This window comes from Pseudobutyrivibrio ruminis HUN009, assembly GCF_000703005.1.
In the GTDB taxonomy this organism is placed as follows: domain Bacteria; phylum Bacillota; class Clostridia; order Lachnospirales; family Lachnospiraceae; genus Pseudobutyrivibrio; species Pseudobutyrivibrio ruminis_A.
Map to the genome: position 1 here is coordinate 1,999,455 of NZ_JNLH01000001.1, position 18,221 is coordinate 2,017,675.

Annotated in this window: 21 protein-coding genes; 20 read left to right on the plus strand and 1 reads right to left on the minus strand. The window is 39.1% G+C overall.

Translation table 11 applies throughout. The annotated features are described in order from the left end of the window. Positions 1-47 precede the first annotated feature (47 nt). The 13 genes from BO15_RS0109000 to BO15_RS0109060 all read left to right on the plus strand — a co-directional run bounded on the left by BO15_RS0109000 (position 48) and on the right by BO15_RS0109060 (position 11,788). Entirely contained in the window at positions 48-578 is a 531-nt protein-coding gene (locus tag BO15_RS0109000; protein WP_033154021.1) for a YceD family protein, read from the plus strand. Position 579: 1 nt separating this feature from the next. Then, positions 580-759 carry a 50S ribosomal protein L32 gene (gene rpmF / locus BO15_RS0109005; protein ID WP_033154022.1) on the plus strand — a complete coding sequence of 60 codons (180 nt, stop codon included), beginning with the start codon at positions 580-582 and terminating at the stop codon, positions 757-759. Positions 760-856: 97 nt separating this feature from the next. After that, positions 857-1,879: a phosphate acyltransferase PlsX gene (plsX, locus tag BO15_RS0109010; RefSeq protein WP_033154023.1), complete on the plus strand. Its 1,023-nt coding sequence runs from the start codon at positions 857-859 to the stop codon at positions 1,877-1,879. 3 nt (positions 1,880-1,882) lie between these two features. Continuing rightward, positions 1,883-2,119, plus strand: a complete 237-nt coding sequence (gene acpP / locus BO15_RS0109015) for an acyl carrier protein (protein ID WP_033154024.1) — start codon at positions 1,883-1,885, stop codon at positions 2,117-2,119. 96 nt (positions 2,120-2,215) lie between these two features. Beyond that, the gene (gene rnc, locus BO15_RS0109020; protein WP_033154025.1) at positions 2,216-2,917 is read left to right on the plus strand and encodes a ribonuclease III; all 702 of its coding nucleotides are present in this window, start codon (positions 2,216-2,218) and stop codon (positions 2,915-2,917) included. Positions 2,918-2,935: 18 nt separating this feature from the next. Next, entirely contained in the window at positions 2,936-6,496 is a 3,561-nt protein-coding gene (smc, locus tag BO15_RS0109025) for a chromosome segregation protein SMC (RefSeq protein WP_033154026.1), read from the plus strand. Between the two features lie 18 nt (positions 6,497-6,514). Next, positions 6,515-7,444, plus strand: coding sequence for a signal recognition particle-docking protein FtsY (gene ftsY, locus BO15_RS0109030; protein ID WP_033154027.1), 930 nt, complete (start codon positions 6,515-6,517; stop codon positions 7,442-7,444). Positions 7,445-7,470: 26 nt separating this feature from the next. Then, positions 7,471-8,682, plus strand: a complete 1,212-nt coding sequence (gene ilvA / locus BO15_RS0109035; protein ID WP_033154028.1) for a threonine ammonia-lyase — start codon at positions 7,471-7,473, stop codon at positions 8,680-8,682. A gap of 82 nt (positions 8,683-8,764) precedes the next feature. Then, the gene (gene ylxM / locus BO15_RS0109040; RefSeq protein WP_033154029.1) at positions 8,765-9,100 is read left to right on the plus strand and encodes a YlxM family DNA-binding protein; all 336 of its coding nucleotides are present in this window, start codon (positions 8,765-8,767) and stop codon (positions 9,098-9,100) included. Between the two features lie 3 nt (positions 9,101-9,103). Then, positions 9,104-10,444: a signal recognition particle protein gene (gene ffh / locus BO15_RS0109045; protein WP_033154030.1), complete on the plus strand. Its 1,341-nt coding sequence runs from the start codon at positions 9,104-9,106 to the stop codon at positions 10,442-10,444. Positions 10,445-10,483: 39 nt separating this feature from the next. Continuing rightward, positions 10,484-10,726 (plus strand): 30S ribosomal protein S16, encoded by a 243-nt coding sequence (rpsP, locus tag BO15_RS0109050; protein WP_033154031.1) that lies wholly within the window; start codon positions 10,484-10,486, stop codon positions 10,724-10,726. Positions 10,727-10,749: 23 nt separating this feature from the next. Continuing rightward, positions 10,750-10,986, plus strand: coding sequence for a KH domain-containing protein (locus tag BO15_RS0109055; RefSeq protein ID WP_033154032.1), 237 nt, complete (start codon positions 10,750-10,752; stop codon positions 10,984-10,986). Between the two features lie 172 nt (positions 10,987-11,158). Beyond that, positions 11,159-11,788 carry a hypothetical protein gene (locus BO15_RS0109060; RefSeq protein WP_033154033.1) on the plus strand — a complete coding sequence of 210 codons (630 nt, stop codon included), beginning with the start codon at positions 11,159-11,161 and terminating at the stop codon, positions 11,786-11,788. A 185-nt stretch (positions 11,789-11,973) separates the two neighbouring features. Here the strand turns inward: BO15_RS0109060 and BO15_RS13770 are convergent, their stop codons facing one another. Next, complete coding sequence (locus tag BO15_RS13770) at positions 11,974-12,120, minus strand: hypothetical protein (protein ID WP_207641083.1); 147 nt, start codon at positions 12,118-12,120, stop codon at positions 11,974-11,976. Positions 12,121-12,160: 40 nt separating this feature from the next. Here BO15_RS13770 and BO15_RS0109065 point away from each other — a divergent pair, with 40 nt between their 5' ends. The 7 genes from BO15_RS0109065 (at position 12,161) to lepB (ending at position 18,220) form a co-directional block, all read left to right on the plus strand. Next, positions 12,161-12,442 (plus strand): acylphosphatase, encoded by a 282-nt coding sequence (locus BO15_RS0109065; protein WP_177175561.1) that lies wholly within the window; start codon positions 12,161-12,163, stop codon positions 12,440-12,442. 194 nt (positions 12,443-12,636) lie between these two features. Continuing rightward, positions 12,637-13,344 carry an ABC transporter ATP-binding protein gene (locus tag BO15_RS0109070; RefSeq protein WP_033154034.1) on the plus strand — a complete coding sequence of 236 codons (708 nt, stop codon included), beginning with the start codon at positions 12,637-12,639 and terminating at the stop codon, positions 13,342-13,344. A 1-nt stretch (position 13,345) separates the two neighbouring features. Continuing rightward, positions 13,346-15,772 (plus strand): FtsX-like permease family protein, encoded by a 2,427-nt coding sequence (locus BO15_RS0109075; RefSeq protein WP_033154035.1) that lies wholly within the window; start codon positions 13,346-13,348, stop codon positions 15,770-15,772. Between the two features lie 78 nt (positions 15,773-15,850). Continuing rightward, positions 15,851-16,369 (plus strand): ribosome maturation factor RimM, encoded by a 519-nt coding sequence (gene rimM, locus BO15_RS0109080; protein WP_033154036.1) that lies wholly within the window; start codon positions 15,851-15,853, stop codon positions 16,367-16,369. A 1-nt stretch (position 16,370) separates the two neighbouring features. Further along, positions 16,371-17,069, plus strand: a complete 699-nt coding sequence (gene trmD / locus BO15_RS0109085) for a tRNA (guanosine(37)-N1)-methyltransferase TrmD (RefSeq protein WP_033154037.1) — start codon at positions 16,371-16,373, stop codon at positions 17,067-17,069. A gap of 105 nt (positions 17,070-17,174) precedes the next feature. Then, positions 17,175-17,525 (plus strand): 50S ribosomal protein L19, encoded by a 351-nt coding sequence (gene rplS, locus BO15_RS0109090; RefSeq protein WP_033154038.1) that lies wholly within the window; start codon positions 17,175-17,177, stop codon positions 17,523-17,525. Positions 17,526-17,623: 98 nt separating this feature from the next. Continuing rightward, a complete protein-coding gene (lepB, locus tag BO15_RS0109095; RefSeq protein ID WP_052169867.1) occupies positions 17,624-18,220 on the plus strand; it encodes a signal peptidase I in 597 nt (198 codons plus the stop codon). Position 18,221 lies beyond the last annotated feature (1 nt).

The following is an 18,221-nucleotide window of genomic DNA, read 5'->3' on the forward strand; positions in this document are numbered from 1 at the left end:
ATATTAAAGCTTAGTATAATTGGCAAAGTGTGGATAGGAGATTTTATATGAAGATTTCTATTAAGGATATCACTTCATTACCTGATCAAAATAAGAAGTTTACTGGAACTTGCGACATACATGATTTTTCTTATCTTGGCAGTAAGTTTACTATCAATCGCACAGAGCCATTTGATGTAGTTTTGTCTATGATTGGTTCTGGAAAGCTTCACATCACATTTAACACTAGCGCTAATATCACTGGTTCATGTGACAGATGCTTGACAGATGTTTCATTTGATGTACCTGTGGCTGTTGATGAAACTGTTGAAGTTTCAGAAGGACAGGTAGTTCCAGATGAAGAAATAGGTCCTTACTCATTTGTTGATGGTGAGGAAATAGTTGTAGATGAACTCATATTAAACGAGATCTTAGTAAATTTCCCGGCAAAGATATTGTGCCAGGACGACTGCAAGGGTATTTGCCCAGTCTGTGGCAAGAATCGTAATATCGAGTCTTGTGGATGCGACGACACAGTCTTAGATCCTAGAATGGCACAATTTTTAGATGTCTTTAATAGCTTTAAGGAGGTGAAATAGCATGTCTATTTGTCCAAAGAACAAATCTTCTAAGGGAAGAAGAGATAAAAGAAGAGCAAACTGGAAAATGAGCAAACCAACACTCGTAAAGTGCAGCAAGTGTGGAGAGCTTATGGTACCACATAGAGTTTGCAAGAACTGTGGATCATACAACAAAAAAGAAATCATCGCAGTTGATTAATTTTAAAAACCTTTCGGATTTTCCGAAAGGTTTTTTTATTTGAAATAATGCCTAATTTAAAGTATAATTTCTAAAGTATGTATGAAAGGATATTATCATGAGTGATTATACTATAGTTGCACTTGATGCAATGGGCGGAGATAACGCACCATCAGCAATGGTACAGGGCGCTGTTGATGCTGTTAATGCAAATAAAGCTATTAAAGTTATTCTTGTTGGTAAAGAAGATGTTATCAAAACTGAGCTTTCATCTTACACATACCCACAGGACCAGATTGAAATAAAAAATGCCACAGAGGTTATCGAGACAGCTGAGCATCCAGTTGCTGCCATAAAAAGAAAAAAAGATTCTTCAATGGTAGTAGGCCTTCACCTTGTAAAGGATGGTCAGGCCGATGCATTTGTTTCAGCAGGCAATTCAGGAGCTCTTCTTACAGGCGGCCTTGGTATTGTTGGACGTATCCGTGGTATTGAGCGTGCACCATTTGGCACGCTTTTCCCAGTAAAGACTGGCGTTGCTCTTTTGGCGGACAGCGGAGCAAATGTTGACTGTCGTCCTAGCCACTTGGTACAGTTCGCCAAGATGGGTAGCATCTACATGGAAAAGGTTGTAGGAGTTAAAAATCCTCGTGTTGCCATTGTTAATGTTGGTGCTGAGGAAGAAAAGGGGAATGCTCTCGTTAAAGAGACTATGCCACTTTTAAAGGAATGCGAAGATATCAATTTCATTGGTAGCATTGAGGCTAGAAACATTCCTAACGGCGATGCAGATGTTATTATCTGCGATGGATTCGTTGGTAATGTTATTCTTAAATTATACGAAGGTTTGGCAGGTACACTTATCACCGTTATTAAGGGCGGTTTGATGAGTACCCTCAGATCAAAAATCGGCGCTGCACTTGCACTCCCAGCTTTAAAGAAGACTCTTAAAAAGTTCGATGCCAGTGAATACGGCGGAGCTCCTCTTCTTGGATTAAAGGGGCTTGTTGTTAAGACTCACGGTAGTGCAAAGGCTGGAGAGGTTAGAAACACTATTTTCCAGTGTGTAACTTTCAAAGAGCAGCAGATTAACGAGTTTATTAGAGATAATATTGTTATAGAAAAGAAAAAGGAGGACTAGATTATGGAATTCGATTTACTCAAAGAGATTATTGCAGAGGTATTAAACGTAGATGCTGCTGAAATTACAACAGAGACTACATTTGTCGATGATCTTGGTGCAGATTCACTTGATGTATTCCAGATTATCATGGGTGTTGAGGAAAAGCTTAACATCGAAGTTGATACAGAGGCAGCAGAGAAGCTTTCTACTGTAGGCGATGCAGTTGAGCTTATCAAGAAGACAGTTGCAAACAAGTAATTATATGTGTAAAATGCGGCCTTTTATGGGCCGCAACAATTGCACGTTTAGTGTCCACTTTCAGTGGACACTATTTTAAACTCAGGAGGTAGTATTTTGAATAGTTTAAAGGAATTTCAAAAGATTATCGGTTATGAGTTTAGAGACGAAAGCTTACTACAACAGGCTTTGACACATAGTTCATATGCTAATGAAAATCATATGCCAAAGCTTAGCGACAACGAGAGACTTGAGTTCCTTGGGGATGCAGTGCTTGAAATCGTTTCGAGTGAGTTTTTGTATCTAAATTACACCGAATTAAACGAAGGTAAATTATCTAGACTTAGAGCTAGCATAGTTTGTGAGCCAACCCTGGCTTACATCTGCAAGGAAATAAACCTTGGTGACTATGTTCGCCTATCTAAAGGGGAGGACATGACAGGCGGTCGTAATAGAAAGTCTATTCTTTCTGACGCCTTCGAGGCTACAATCGGCGCTATCTTTTTGGATGGTGGAATGGAGCCTGCTTCTGAATATATCCACAGGTTTGTTTTAAATGATATAGAACACAAGCAGCTATTTTATGATAGCAAGACCAGACTACAGGAAGTTGTTCAGGCTAATTTTAAAGAGCCGCTTACATATCAGCTTATTTCTGAAACTGGTCCAGACCACGCTAAGGAATTTAAGGTTGAAGCCTTAGTAGGGGATAGAGTTCTTGGCTCAGGTGCTGGTAGCACCAAAAAGGCTGCCGAGCAGGAAGCTGCTTACGAAGGCTTGATGCGCCTCCACAAAGAAGACTCTATCAAGATTATATAATTAATTAGGGAGAATTTAATGTATCTTAAAAGTATTGAATTATACGGATTTAAATCTTTTGCACACAAGATGAAATTCGAATTCCATAATGGTATCACAGGTATCGTTGGTCCTAACGGTTCCGGTAAAAGTAACGTTGCTGATGCTGTTCGCTGGGTTCTCGGTGAGCAGTCTGCAAAGCAGCTTCGTGGTGCCAGCATGCAGGATGTTATCTTTGCAGGAACAGAGGCTAGAAAGCCTCTTTCATATGCATATGTTGCACTCACAATGGACAACTCTGACCATGTGCTTCCGGTAGATTACGAAGAGGTTACAATTGCACGACGAGTATATCGTTCAGGCGAAAGCGAGTATCTTTTAAATGGTACACCTTGCCGTCTAAAGGATGTTTCAGAGCTTTTCTATGATACTGGTGTCGGTAAGGAAGGATATTCTATCATCGGACAGGGCCAGATTGAAAAGATTTTGTCTGGTAAGCCAGAGGATAGACGTGAGCTTTTTGATGAAGCTGTTGGTATCGTAAAGTACAAAAAGCGTAAGGCAGCATCTGTAAAGAAGCTTGAAAGCGAGAGAGAGAATCTTGTTCGTGTAAATGATATTCTTTCTGAGCAGGAGCGTCGTATCGGGCCTTTGGAAAAGCAGTCTGAGGATGCAAAGCAATACTTAAAATACAAAGAAGAGCTTAAGCGTATCGATGTCAACTCTTTCATGCTTGAGGTTGATAGACTTCAGGCTAATTTAGATGAGGTTGAAAAGAATGCAAATCTTGCTAGAGAACACATGGAAGAAAGCAAGACAGCTCAGGAGGAGATTCGTACAAAATACGACTCTTTGGAGCAGCAGATCAACGACCTTGATGTTGAAATCGAAACCTTAAAGAAGAATCAGTCGGATTCTACTCTCATGAAGGGCAAACTGGAAAACGAAATCGCTCTTTTAGAGGAGCAGATTCGTTCTGCTAATGCAACTGATGAAAATATGGCAATCCGTATCGCTGAAATCGAGGCAGATAAGGCAGATAAAGAAAGCCAGTTAGCAGATTTCAAGGCTGAAAAGGAAAATCTTGATAAGACATTGGAGGAAGCGGTAGAGCGTCTCAATTCTGTTAAGACTAACTACAGTGAGCTCCAGGTTGCAATCACTTCAAATAACGCAAAAATTGAGCAGGACAACAAAGCAATCATGGAACTGCTCAACAATCGTGCTTCAATCAAGTCTAAGGAGCAACGTCTTGAGACTATGCTTGAGCAGACAAACATCCGCAAGGCAAAGCTTAATCAGCGTCTCCTTGAAAGAAAGACTCGTGAAGAGGATTTGGATGTTGCTGTTGCCCTTGCAGAGGATGAGTTTAAGAATGCACAGTCACTTCTTCTCGAGCTTCAGGAAAAGGACAAGGAATACACAGAAAAGGCGGCTGAATGGAAAAAGAAGAGCCGTGAGAATTCCAATGCATTACAGGCTAAGAAGGATGAGTTCGCTCGTGTTCAGACTAGATTAGAGTCAATCAAGAACATAGCTGAGCGCTACGAGGGATACGGAAATTCTACTCGTAAAATCATGGAACAAAAAGGGCGAATCGATGGTATCGAGGGTGTTATCTCTGACCTTATCCATGTTGAAAAGAAATACGAAATGGCTATCGAGACAGCTCTCGGTGGAAACATTCAAAATATCGTTACAGCTGACGAGGCTTGCGCAAAGAAGCTTATCAGCTACTTAAAGGAAAATAAGCTTGGTCGTGCCACATTCCTTCCTTTGACATCCGTTGATGGAAGAGGCAATTTCAAAAAGACAGAAGTTCTTAACGATAAGGGAGTTCTTGGTCTTGCATCAGAGCTTGTTACATGTGATAGCAAGTTTGATGGCGTTGTAGCTTATCTTCTTGGTAGAGTTGTAGTTGCTGACAATATCGATTCAGCTATCGCTCTTGCAAAGAAAAACAATTACAGCATCCATATCGTTACACTTGATGGTGAATACCTTGCACCGGGTGGTTCAATGGCCGGTGGTCACTTCAAGAACAAATCAAATCTTCTTGGTAGAAATCGTGAGATTGAGGAGCTTGAAGGCAAGCTTGATGTTATCTCTAAGGAGATGGATGAGCTTAAGAACCGTGAGGGTGAGATTGAGACAGCTGTTGCACTTCTTGAAAGTGATAGAGATGACAACACTACAAAGCTGAATGAAGCAGCTATTGCTTTAAATACTGCAAAGCTTGGCTTAGATAGAGCAAATGAGCAGAAGAAGGAAAGCTTAACTGCTTATGAGGGCCTTTCTAAGGAAAGCGAAGAACTTGAAACACAGCTCACTGAAATTGCTGCTGGTAAGAAGGAAATCGAGTTCGAAAAGCAGGAATCAGAAGACAAAGAAGCAGAACTCAAAGCTGAAATTCAAAAGCTTTCAGACGAAGTTGATGAGAAGACTTACATGGAGACTTCTGTTAACAGAACAATGTCTGAGGTTCAGATTGAGGAGGCTAATGCTAGACAGAAGGTTGATTTCGTTCAGCAGAACTTAGACCGTATCACATCTGAAATTGAAAAGTGTGTAGCTGATATTGCGGTTATTAAAGAAAATGCTCAGTCTACTAAGGAAGAGACAGAGGCAAAGAGAGCTCGAATCGACGAGATTAAGGCTACAATATCTGCATCTGACGAGTCTTTTGGAAAGCTTGAGGAAGAAATCAAAGAAGCTGTTGCAAGAAAAGAAGAGCTTAATAACTCACACAAGAACTTCTTTGAGCAGCGTCAGGAGATTACAGATAGAATCGCTGAATTAGACAAGGAAATCTATCGTCTTGATTCTCAGAGAGAGAAAATCAGCGATGCTATTTCATACCAGAACAATTACATGTGGAATGAATATGAGCTTACATATCATTCGGCAGAAGAATTAAAGGATCCAGAGTACAACGATTTGGATCAGATGAAGAAGGATGCTTCTAAAATCAAAAATGCTATCCGAGCTATGGGAAATGTTAATGTAAACGCTATCGAGGAGTTCAAGGAGCTTTCTGAGCGTTACAACTTCCTTAAGGGACAGCACGATGATTTGGTTGAGGCAGAGGCTTCTCTTGTTCGTATTATCGATGAGCTCGATGAGGGAATGAGAAAGCAGTTTGCTGAAGGATTCAAGGACATCCAGGTGCAGTTCGATAAGGCATTCAAGGAATTGTTCGGTGGTGGACATGGTACACTTGAGCTTGTTGATAGTGAGGACTTACTTGAGACAGGTATTATCATCAATGCCCAGCCACCAGGAAAGAAGCTTATCAATATGATGCAGATGTCCGGTGGTGAGAAATCACTTACTGCAATTGCATTATTGTTTGCTATTCAGAACCTTAAGCCATCTCCATTCTGTCTCTTGGACGAGATTGAGGCGGCTCTTGATGATGCAAACGTAGATAGATTTGCTGGATACTTACACAAGCTTACAAAGAATACACAGTTCATCGTTATCACTCACCGACGTGGTACTATGAACGCAGCAGACAGATTATTCGGTATCACAATGCAGGAGAAGGGTGTTTCAGCTCTTGTTTCTGTAAATCTTATCGAAGCACAGTTAGATGATTAATCCTTAGCTGGAGGTTATATGGCAGAAAAAATCAGCTTCTGGCAGCGCCTTATAAAGGGCCTGACCAAAACAAGAGACAATTTTATAAAGTCGATGGATTACATTTTCAACGGCTTTTCAAATATCGATGAGGACTTCTACGAGGAGCTTGAAGAAGTCCTTATCATGGGTGATATTGGTGTGCGCACAACAGAGACTATCCTAGACGATTTAAGAGAGGCAGTAAAAAAGGAGCACATTAAGGAGCCTGCCGAGTGCAAGCAGTTTCTTATCAACGAAATTAAAGAGCAGATGGCTCTCGATGAGACATCATTTGATTTTGAAAAGAAGACATCTGTTGTTTTAGTAATCGGTGTAAATGGTGTTGGAAAGACAACCACAATCGGAAAGCTTGCTGGAAAGCTTCAGGCTGCTGGCAAAAAGGTTATGGTTGCGGGTGCTGACACATTCCGCGCAGCTGCATCTGATCAGCTTAAGGAATGGGCAGACAGAGCATCTGTGGATTTCATTGGTGGTCCAGAGGGCTCAGATCCAGCGGCAGTTGTTTATGATGCTGTTCACGCAGCAAAGGCTAGAAATGTAGATGTTCTTCTTGTGGACACTGCAGGTAGATTGCACAACAAAAAGAATCTTATGAACGAACTTTCTAAGATTAACAGCACTATCTCAAAAGAATTCCCAGAGGCTTATCGGGAGACACTTATTGTGTTAGACGGTACAACAGGCCAAAATGCCCTTGTTCAGGCTAGAGAATTCTCTGAGGTTACAGATATATCTGGTATTGTTATTACAAAATTAGATGGAACTGCAAAAGGCGGTATTGCAATTGCTATCCAATCTGAGTTAAAATTGCCAGTAAAATATATTGGTGTTGGAGAAACAATTGACGACTTAGAAAAGTTCAACGCAGATGAATTTGTTGATGCATTATTCTACGCTGAACAATAGTAAGCCACACAAGAGGGAGACTAATTATGCTTACATTGGACAAATTTGAAGAAGCCTCAAAGATTGTCACTGAGGTAACACATGAGACAAAGCTGGTTTACAGCGATTATTTTAGTGAGAAGTGCGGAAATATGGTTTACCTTAAGCCAGAGAATATGCAGCTTACTGGTGCATATAAGCTTAGAGGTGCATATTACAAAATCAGCACTCTTACAGATGAGGAGAGAGCAAAGGGACTAATTACAGCATCAGCCGGTAATCATGCTCAGGGTGTTGCATATGCAGCTAGCAAATATGGCGTAAAAGCAACAATCGTTATGCCTACAACAACTCCTCTCATTAAGGTCAACCGTACAAAGAGCTATGGTGCCGATGTTGTTTTATATGGTGATGTATATGATGAGGCATGTGAGTATGCTTACAAGCTTGCTGATGAGCATGGCTACACATTCATCCATCCTTTTGACGATTTAGCAGTTGCAACTGGTCAGGGTACTATTGCAATGGAAATCTTCAAGGAGTTGCCTCTTGTTGAGTATATTCTTGTTCCAATCGGTGGTGGCGGACTTGCTACAGGTGTATCTACACTTGCAAAGCTTCTTAATCCAAAGATTAAAGTAATCGGTGTTGAGCCTAGTGGAGCTGCTTCACTTCAGGCATCATTTGCAAAGGGAGAGGTTACAACACTTCCTTCTGTAAATACTATTGCTGATGGTACTGCAGTAAAGACTCCAGGTTCAAACATTTTCCCTTATCTTCAGGAAAATATCGATGAGATTATCACAGTAGACGATGATGAGCTTATCGTTGCATTCCTTGATATGGTAGAGAATCACAAGATGGTAGTTGAAAATTCAGGACTTCTTACAGTTGCTGCATTGAACCATCTTGGTTTCAAAGACAAGAGAGTTGTATCTGTACTTTCTGGTGGAAATATGGACGTTATCACCATGTCTTCAGTGGTACAGCAGGGTCTTATCTTTAGAGATAGAATCTTCACAGTATCTGTACTTCTTCCTGATAAGCCAGGTATGCTTGCAAAGGTTTCACAGCTTATTGCAGATCAGCAGGGCAATGTTATCAAGCTTGAGCACAATCAGTTTGTTACAACAAATCGTTCTGCAGCTGTTGAGCTTCGCATCACTCTTGAGGCATTCGGTACAGAACACAAGGAGCAGATCCTTAAGGCTTTGGATGAAGGCGGTTACAGACCAAAGATAGTTAGAACTTCACTTTAATAATATTAGAGGTGTAAAGTATTTATACTTGACACCTCTATTTTATTATAGTATATTATTTAAGGTCGCTAAAAGGAGAAATATGGAAGACAAGATTAAATCTGGTTATTTATATGATTTTTATGGTGAGCTTTTAACAGAGCATCAGCGTAGCGTATACGAGATGAGCATCAACGATGACTTATCCCTTGCAGAAATAGCAGATTCACTTTCCATTTCCCGTCAGGCGGTGCACGATATTTTAAAGAGATGCGATAAGCTTTTACAGGATTATGAATCTAGGCTCCATCTCGTAGAAAAGTTTATGAACATTAGAGGAGATGTCATTCGTATAAATGAATTGACAGAAGGAAATCCTAGCGAAGCTACTTTATCAGAGATTTCCCGATTATCTCAGTTGATTTTAGAGGAACTATAATTTATGGCTTTTGATTCACTTTCAGAAAAGCTTCAAGGCGTATTTAAGAATCTAAGAAGCAAGGGCAGACTTACAGAAGCTGATGTAAAGGCTGCTTTAAAGGAAGTTAAGATGGCACTTCTTGAGGCCGATGTTAACTTCAAGGTTGTAAAGCAATTTACAAACACTGTCACAGAGCGAGCAATTGGTTCAGATGTTATGAACGGCTTGAATCCTGGACAGATGGTTATAAAGATTGTTAACGAAGAGCTTGTTAATTTAATGGGCTCAGAGGTTACAGATATTACTTTTGGCACAGGCGGGGCCATTACCACTATCATGATGGTTGGTCTTCAGGGTGCCGGTAAAACAACTACCACAGCGAAGCTTGCTGGCAAGGTAAAGCAAAAGGGCAAAAAGCCTTTATTGGTAGCTTGTGATATTTATCGTCCTGCAGCTATTGAGCAGTTGCAGATCAATGGTAAAAAGCAGGATGTTGAGGTTTTCTCTTTAGGAGATAAAGAAAAGCCTGTAAAGATTGCCAAAGAGGCAATGGCTTATGCTAAAAAGAACGGCTTCGATGTTGTTATCTTCGATACAGCCGGTCGTCTTCACATAGATGAGGATATGATGAATGAGCTCGCAGCAATCAAGAGCAATATCGATATCCTCAATACCATTTTGGTAGTTGATGCCATGACAGGTCAGGATGCAGTTAATGTTTCAGCTACATTCGATGAAAAGATTGGCATTGATGGAGTAATCATCACAAAGCTTGATGGTGATACTCGAGGCGGTGCAGCCCTTTCTATTAAGGCTGTCACAGGAAAGCCTATTCTTTACGCTGGTATGGGCGAAAAGCTTTCAGATTTGGAGCAGTTCCATCCAGATAGAATGGCAAGCCGAATCCTTGGTATGGGTGATGTACTTTCACTCATCGAAAAGGCAGAGGCAGAAATCGATAAAGATGCAGCAATGCAGCTTTCAAAGAAAGTAAAGAAAGCATCATTCGATTTCAATGATTATCTCACTTCTATGGAGCAGATGAAAAAGCTTGGTGGCCTTTCATCCATCCTTGGAATGATGCCTGGTATCAATTCTAGCCAGTTGGCTCAGATTGAAGGGGCTGTGGATGATAAAAAGCTTGCACACATCGAAGCTATCATCCTTTCCATGACTCCTGCAGAGCGTGAGAATCCAAAATTACTAAATCCTAGCAGAAAGCACAGAATTGCTGCTGGAGCTGGTTTAGATATAGCAGAGGTTAATCGCTTCGTTAAACAATTCGAACAATCAAAGAAGATGATGAAGCAGATGCCAAATATGATGGGCAAGGGACGCCGCGGAATGCGCTTCCCATTTTAGCCAAGACCATTTAGTTTTATTATTTAGGAGGAATTAAAAATGGCAGTAAAGATTAGATTAAAGAGAATGGGTCAGAAGAAGAGACCAATCTACAGAATCGTAGTAGCAGATGCAAGAGCACCTCGTGATGGTAGAAACATCGATGAGATCGGTACATACGATCCAAACCAGGAGCCAGCAGCAGTTACAGTTGATGCTGAGGCAGCTAAGAAGTGGATCTCAAACGGCGCAAAGCCAACAGAGACAGTTGCTAGACTTTTCAAGCAGGCAGGCGTTCAGTAAACACTCGAAAGGAATGAATAGTGATGAAAGAATTAGTTGAAGTAATTGCTAAGTCACTTGTAGACAATCCTGAGGAGGTTGTAGTTTCAGAGAAGGAAGACGCTAAATCAATCGTTGTTGAGCTTCGCGTTGCACCATCTGATATGGGTAAGGTTATTGGAAAGCAGGGCAGAATTGCCAAGGCTATCCGCGCTGTAGTAAAGGCTGCAGCCTCAAAGATTGACAAGAAAGTTATCGTTGATATTGTTGACGTTGACTAATGTTTTAGGAACCTGAGTTTTCAGGTTCCTTTTTTTATTGGACTAATAATGCTTTTAAATTATAAATTCAAAAATTTTTTAAAATGCTTTACTAAAAAAATTGAATTTGTTAAAATTTTTAATGGTGTGGCTATCCACATCATTAAATATAATTTTTAAGGAGAGATGTAATATGAAAAAGAAATTAGCGTTAATGCTAGCAACAGTAACAGCGGTTGCAACAGTATTCACAGGATGCGGTGGAAAGGACATTTCTGGGAACTATGTTTCAGAAATCAAGCTTGCTCAGTTTTCAACACAAGAGGATATGCAGGCATTAGCTGATGTTGGAATTAATGCCGGAGATATCACTATGGATGTGACATTAGAGTTATCAGATGACAACACATTCACAATGGCTTTTGATACTACAAGTTTCAAAGATCAGTTTTCTACACTTGTAGATGATAGCATGGATACAATTATTGATAAGTCTTTAGAGTCTGAAGGTTTTTCAAGATCAGATATTACTGATGAAGTTGCACAGTATTCTGGTTATGAAAGTGCTGATGCTTTGTTTGCAGATATGGAGAACGAGATTAAAGGTTCTTTAGATGATATTTATTCTGGAATTGATGAGGAACTACAGGAATATTCAGTTTCAGGCGATTATAAAGTTAAGAAAGATTCTGTTGTCTTTGTTGTTAATGGTGAAGATGAATTACTCTTAGATAAGGGGACTATCAACGAAGATGGTTCTATCACAGTTAATTCAGAAAGTGATGGTACTGTAGTTAGCCTTGAATTTGAGTTACAGCAGTAGTATGTCTTTAATATCGAAGGGTGAATAAAAAGTATTTGTAAATTAAAAATTAAAGTGGAATCTCTATGATTCCACTTTTTCTGTAGATGGAGAAGTCCAGGGGGGATAATGAACCAAAAGAATAACTCAAGAGAATTTAATCCTTTTATACTGCTGATAATCATTCCTTTTCAGCTACTCTTTGATTATCTTGTTTTACATTTTACGTTTGAATTGGAAGTGAATGGTAATCCAGATGCACATGGGCATCCTACAGGTTTGATGACGGCAACAATGTTTATTTTTATGTCAGTGATAACGCTTGTTGTCATTATTCTAACGCTGTTTAGCATTATTATAATTTACATGGTCAGAAATAAGAGGATGAAAGCGATGGTGAATCAGTTGGTTAGATATAGAATGATATTTACCGGTAGAGTGCAGGGAGTTGGTTTTAGATATACAGCTAATAATGCAGCCAACCAGTATCACCTTACTGGGTATGTGAAAAATGAATATGATGGCTCGGTCACTGTAGAGGTTCAGGGAGCCGAGGAAGCTATATACTTGTTTATTAAGTCGCTGGCTAATGATAGGTATATAGGCATTGACGATATACAAAAGCAGCAGATTCCTATTGAAGCTGATGAAAGAGGCTTCATTGTTCAGTATTAAATTAGGATGATGATTTATATGAATTTGCTATCATAGATGGCTAATGACAGGCATCTAGTCCATAAGGGCTAGGTGCTTTTTTATATTTAAGATAGAATTCACAAATTGTAGTTAGAAATAACTAACCATATGTGCTATTATTTAATTAAGATTGAAAAGACTAGATAAGACTAGATAAGACAAGGAGGAGACAGGTGAATAAAGTATCTTTAAGAAATGTATCAAAGGTTTATAACGTGGGAGAAAAAGAGTTTCGAGCTTTGGACCATGTTGATTTAGACATTGAGGAAGGAAAATTTGTAGTAATACTTGGTCCGTCAGGAGCAGGAAAATCTACATTACTTAATCTCATTGGAGGAATGGATACTCCTTCTGAAGGAGAGGTAATTGTAAATGGGGAAAATATTACCGGATATTCGGAGAATAAGCTCAGCGATTTTAGAGCTAAATCGGTAGGCTTTATTTTCCAGTTTTACAATATTCTTCCTTCACTTACTGTAAAAGAAAATGTGGAGTTGATTAATGAAATTGTAAAAAATCATCTTGATGCGGATGAAGCGCTTCAGGATGTGGGATTATCAGAACACATGAATAAATTTCCTAATCAATTATCTGGTGGCGAACAGCAGCGTGTTTCTATCGCACGTGCTATTGCAAAGAATCCAGCACTTCTTTTATGCGATGAACCTACAGGTGCCCTTGATTCTCAAACAGGTGTAATGATTCTCAAGATTTTGAAAAAGCAAACTACAAAGGAAAGAGGCAATAATACAGTTATTATCGTTACCCATAATGCACTTATTGCAGATATCGCCGACGTTGTTATACGTGTGAAAAACGGCAAAATAAAGAGTGTAGAAGAGAATGCAAATCCAGCAAACATAGATGAGGTTCAATGGTAAAATGTTGAGAAAAAAATTATTAAGAGATATAAAGGAAAACTTGGGACAATTCTTTACCATTTTTTCCATGATATTTTTGGCGATTATGGCATTTTCAGGTATCAATGCTTTTTCAGATGGATTGAAATATTCTTCAGTAGAATTCTATGAAAAGAACAATCTTCAAGATTTATGGTTGTATGGTGAAAATTTTTCCGAGGAAGATTTAGATAAAATTAAGGCGTTAGACAATGTAGCAGATGCAGAAAGATATCTTTCGATGCAGGGCTCAGTAGATGTGGAAAATAAGGAGAATTCAGAACTTGAAAATATTCAAGTTGAGTTGAATTTCCTGGATGCAGAGGATGATGAAAAGAATATTTCAACCATGTATTTAAGAGATGGCGAGGAATACAGCCCAGATAAAGATGGTGTTTGGGTTGGATATTATTTCGCTAAGGCCAGAGATATTCAAGTTGGAGATAAACTGACATTTTATGTAGAGGGCTATAAATTTACAGAGGTGGTTCGCGGAATTGTATCATCTCCAGATCACGTATATACGGTATCTGATCCTACTGTTATTTTCCAGGATGCCGCTGATTTCGGATGGGTGTATTTATCAATGAGGGAATTTCCTAAGGAATACCTGTATGATGATATTTTCGTCTATCCAAATGCTATAGTTGATGTGACAGGAGTAGCTCCTAATCCATATATTAATTCTAATGAGCTTGATGAATTTGAGAACAAACTAAAGTCAGTAAAGAATGAGCTGTATGAGCTTGATGACATTTCTATAAGTGCAATCACTGGTAGAGATGTATGGCCATCTTATGAGACTTTAAAGGCAGAATCTGAGGAGGGGGATACCTACTCAGGCATGTTTACTGTTTTGTTTGTTTTCATAGCAGGTCTTTCTGTTGTTACAACTATGAGCCGATTTGTAAAGAAACAGCGAGTGCAGATTGGAACATTGAAGGCTTTAGGATTTAGAAATAGAAAAGTTACAATGCATTATATTGCATATGGCTTTTGGGTAAGCTTAATTGCTGCAATTCTTGGAATTGTAATTGGTGGTCCTGTACTTGGTCAGCCTTTCCTTAACATGGAGCTTTCTATGTTTGATTTGCCAGACGCTCACAGATGTATTCTAAGTAAGAATTATATAGTTGCCGCTTCAATTGTTATCGTAATTACGATAATTACTTATTATTCAATAAAGAGTATTTTGAAGGAATCTGCAGCTCAAACTCTTAGACTTGAAGTTCCACACATTAAAATTAAGGCCAAGGAAGGCGGCAAAGGGCTAAGCGCCAAATTGCCATTTTCCGTAAAATGGAATCTGAGGGATATTTTCAGAAGTAAATCAAGAAGTATCATGGCTATAGTTGGTGTTATGGGTTCTACACTTTTAATAGTGATGGCATTTGGCATGCAGGATTCACTTCAGCATTATCTTGAATGGGAGTTTGATAAGATACAAGCATATAATTACAAGCTCAATCTTTCGGAGAATGTTTCAGATGAAAGATTAGATGAATTGTTTGATGCATACGGAGATGCAACCAGTCAGACAGTTGCCATCGAATACAAGGATTCAGAGGGTAATATAGTAACTTCTTCTATTACTGTAAATGATTCAGATGGATATTTACGAGTATCTGACCATGATACAAACACCTATGATATTAATGATGGAATACCAGGAAACACAGATGGAGACGTAAATGAAGCTGGGGCGCTTTTTGCAACAGAAAAACTTCTTAAAGATAATGAATTTTCATTAGGAGATACAGTTAAATGGAGAATCATGGGGGAGGATGATTGGTATGAAACTAAGATTGTAGCCGCCTACAGAGATCCTCAGAGTCAACAGTTTTCTATGACAAGAGTAGCCTTTGAAGGCCTGGGCGAGGATTATGTTTGCGATACCATTTATACAAATGATGATCTTAGTGTTTTAACTGACTCAGATATAGATGGAGTATCTACGATTTCATCAATTGAATCATTGAAAGAGCAGATGAATGTTATGCTTGAGATGATAAGCAGCATGATAGTTTTATTAATCGCAATATCAGCTATCCTTGGGTTTATTATCATTTACAATATGGGAATTCTTGCACTTAGCGAGAAGATGTACCAGTTTGCAACGCTTAAGGTATTAGGCTTTAAGTTTAATAAACTGGCGCTTATTTACACCCAGCAAAATCTATGGCTTACCTTAGTAGGGATAATCCTTGGTTTACCACTAGGGTATGAATTTACTGACTGTATGTTTAAATATGCTATAGGTGACAATTACGATTTCTTTGCGAACATAGATATATCAGCCTATCTGATTGCAATAATAGGTACACTTTTAATCATGTTTGTTACAAGTATTGCTTTGTCTCGTAATCTTAAAAAGATAGATATGGTTGCAAGCCTCAAGGCCAATGAGTAAAATAATTGATAGCCCTATCATTTGCAAAGAGCTATTTGTATATGATAGTCTAATAGAAAAAATTAGGAGTTAATTAGTTTGGAAGATTTATATCAGGTTGGTTCAATTACACAGACTCATGGAATTAGAGGCGAGGTAAAGGTTTTTCCTCTTACAGACGATATTTCCAGATTTAAGAATATGAAGAATTTGCTTTTGGATGCAGGTAAGGAGGGCTATATCAGCCTTGAGGTTGAAAATGCTCGTCCACAGAAGAATCTTGTTATCCTTAAGTTTAAAGGCATCGATAATATCAATGATATTGAAAAATATAAGGGCCATGGCCTTTATGTGACAAAGGATAATCGCGTAGACCTTAAGGAGGATGAGTATTTCATCGCGGATCTTATTGGCTGTGATGTTTATCTTGATTCTGACAAGGACAACAGATTTGGCACTATTTCGGATGTTATGGAAACTGGCGCTAATGATGTTTATGAGATTACCCTTGAAAGCGGCAAAACTGTTCTTGTCCCTGCTATCAAGGATTGCATCTTGGATGTAGATATCGAAGGGCGCAGAATGGAAATTCATTTGATGGAAGGATTGATGGATTAATATGAAGTTTTATATTTTAACCCTTTTTCCAGAAATGATTGAGGATGCGTTAAATACCAGTATCCTTGGCCGTGCTAGCAAGGCTGGTTCTATTTCATTCGAAGCTATTAATATTCGTGATTACACACTTGATAAGCATAAAAAGGTGGATGATTATCCATATGGCGGTGGTGCCGGCATGGTTATGCAGGCACAGCCAATATACGACGCATACCAGGCAGTTTGCGAAAAGGCTGGACACAAGGTTCATTGCATTTATTTGACACCACAGGGGAAGCTTTTCAAGCAACCAGATGCAAAGACACTTGCTTTAAAAGAAGATATTTGTTTACTTTGCGGACATTATGAGGGCATCGATGAAAGAGTGCTTGAGGAAATCGTTGACGAGTATTATTCAATCGGCGACTATGTGCTTACTGGTGGCGAGCTTCCATCACTTGTTATGATTGATGCTATTTCACGTATGGTTCCGGGAGTACTTACAAACTCAGAATCAGGAGAGGATGAATCTCTTGAAAACAACCTTTTAGAGTATCCTCAGTATTCTAGACCAGAGGTTTGGAACGATAGACGAGTTCCAGCTATTCTTTTATCAGGTGATCATGCAAAGGTTGATGCGTGGAGACATGAACAATCAATTGAGCGTACCAAAGAGCGCAGGCCTGATTTATATGCTAAATATTTGGAAAATGATTGTTGATTATTATAAACAACCATGTTATTATAAATGAGTTGCAAAAAAGAGATGTTCCGCTGTTATTCAATAGGGAATATTAAGAATGTCGCTAAATTTGGAGGAATAAAAATGAACGCAAACGAGATTATCAGAAACATTGAAGCTGCCGAGCTTAAGGCAGAAGTACCTGAGTTTCAGGTAGGTGACACAGTAAAGGTTTACGGCCGTATCGTTGAGGGTAACCGTACTCGTACACAGGTATTCGAGGGTACAGTTATTAAGAGACAGGGTGGAAGCAACCGTGAGACATTCACAGTTCGTAAGTCATCAAACGGCGTAGGCGTTGAAAAGACTTGGCCACTTCACAGCCCTAACGTTGAGAAGATCGAAGTAGTTAGAAAAGGTAAAGTTCGTAGAGCTAAGCTATTCTACCTCAGAGAGCTCACAGGTAAGAAGGCAAAGGTTAAGGAGAGAATCTAATCTCGGAATCCACTGGAACAGTCACTTTATTGTGACTGTTCTTTATTTTTAGACTAAAGTGCGGTATATTTATACTAAAGATTTAAAGGGATTTTTGTATGCTTTTATCAATTAAACGATTATTTAATAAAACCTTTCATCGTAGAAACGATGGGCTAAATTTTAGAAGACGCCGCAAGAAAATAAATTTCGATAAAGTAAGATACGTTTTGATATTTTTGCTGGAATTAGTGCTTGTGATTGGCTTGGCATTTGGAGTTGTTACTGCATTCGGCAAACAGGTAGAATGTTCCAATGCATCTATGGAGCCAACCTATCAAACATCCGATATATTACTTGTAAACACCATTGCTTACAAGTTCTCTGAGCCTGAGGCAGGGGATGTTATCGCATTCAAGCCAAAGTCTAATGTTAACGCCAGCTACAGCGTAAAGCGTGTTATTGCAGTACCGGGGGATACTATCTATATCAGCAATGGCCGTATTTACATCAATGATGAATTATACAAAGAAAATCTTGATGTGGAGCGCATAGAAAATCCAGGTATTGCAGCGACTCCAATTACACTTTTGGATGATCAGTATTTTGTACTAGGTGATAATCGTAATTCTTCAGAGGATTCGCGTTATGAAAGTGTTGGTTTTGTTTCCAATGAAGATATTTTAGGCAAGGTTTGGGCTAAATACCCATTCTAAC

Excerpts from the sequence above, each read along its gene's own strand:
- trmD (WP_033154037.1), top strand. The coding sequence starts at position 16,371 with ATGAAGTTTTATATTTTAACCCTTTTTCCAGAAATGATTGAGGATGCG.
- BO15_RS13770 (WP_207641083.1), bottom strand. The coding sequence starts at position 12,120 with ATGCTAAACAGCGTTAGAATAATGACAACAAGCGTTATCACTGACATA.
- lepB (WP_052169867.1), top strand. The coding sequence starts at position 17,624 with ATGCTTTTATCAATTAAACGATTATTTAATAAAACCTTTCATCGTAGA.
- ylxM (WP_033154029.1), top strand. The coding sequence starts at position 8,765 with ATGGAAGACAAGATTAAATCTGGTTATTTATATGATTTTTATGGTGAG.
- plsX (WP_033154023.1), top strand. The coding sequence starts at position 857 with ATGAGTGATTATACTATAGTTGCACTTGATGCAATGGGCGGAGATAAC.
- smc (WP_033154026.1), top strand. The coding sequence starts at position 2,936 with ATGTATCTTAAAAGTATTGAATTATACGGATTTAAATCTTTTGCACAC.
- acpP (WP_033154024.1), top strand. The coding sequence starts at position 1,883 with ATGGAATTCGATTTACTCAAAGAGATTATTGCAGAGGTATTAAACGTA.
- BO15_RS0109060 (WP_033154033.1), top strand. The coding sequence starts at position 11,159 with ATGAAAAAGAAATTAGCGTTAATGCTAGCAACAGTAACAGCGGTTGCA.
- ffh (WP_033154030.1), top strand. The coding sequence starts at position 9,104 with ATGGCTTTTGATTCACTTTCAGAAAAGCTTCAAGGCGTATTTAAGAAT.
- BO15_RS0109055 (WP_033154032.1), top strand. The coding sequence starts at position 10,750 with ATGAAAGAATTAGTTGAAGTAATTGCTAAGTCACTTGTAGACAATCCT.
- ftsY (WP_033154027.1), top strand. The coding sequence starts at position 6,515 with ATGGCAGAAAAAATCAGCTTCTGGCAGCGCCTTATAAAGGGCCTGACC.
- ilvA (WP_033154028.1), top strand. The coding sequence starts at position 7,471 with ATGCTTACATTGGACAAATTTGAAGAAGCCTCAAAGATTGTCACTGAG.
- BO15_RS0109000 (WP_033154021.1), top strand. The coding sequence starts at position 48 with ATGAAGATTTCTATTAAGGATATCACTTCATTACCTGATCAAAATAAG.
- BO15_RS0109065 (WP_177175561.1), top strand. The coding sequence starts at position 12,161 with ATGGTGAATCAGTTGGTTAGATATAGAATGATATTTACCGGTAGAGTG.
- rpsP (WP_033154031.1), top strand. The coding sequence starts at position 10,484 with ATGGCAGTAAAGATTAGATTAAAGAGAATGGGTCAGAAGAAGAGACCA.
- rplS (WP_033154038.1), top strand. The coding sequence starts at position 17,175 with ATGAACGCAAACGAGATTATCAGAAACATTGAAGCTGCCGAGCTTAAG.
- rpmF (WP_033154022.1), top strand. The coding sequence starts at position 580 with ATGTCTATTTGTCCAAAGAACAAATCTTCTAAGGGAAGAAGAGATAAA.
- BO15_RS0109075 (WP_033154035.1), top strand. The coding sequence starts at position 13,346 with ATGTTGAGAAAAAAATTATTAAGAGATATAAAGGAAAACTTGGGACAA.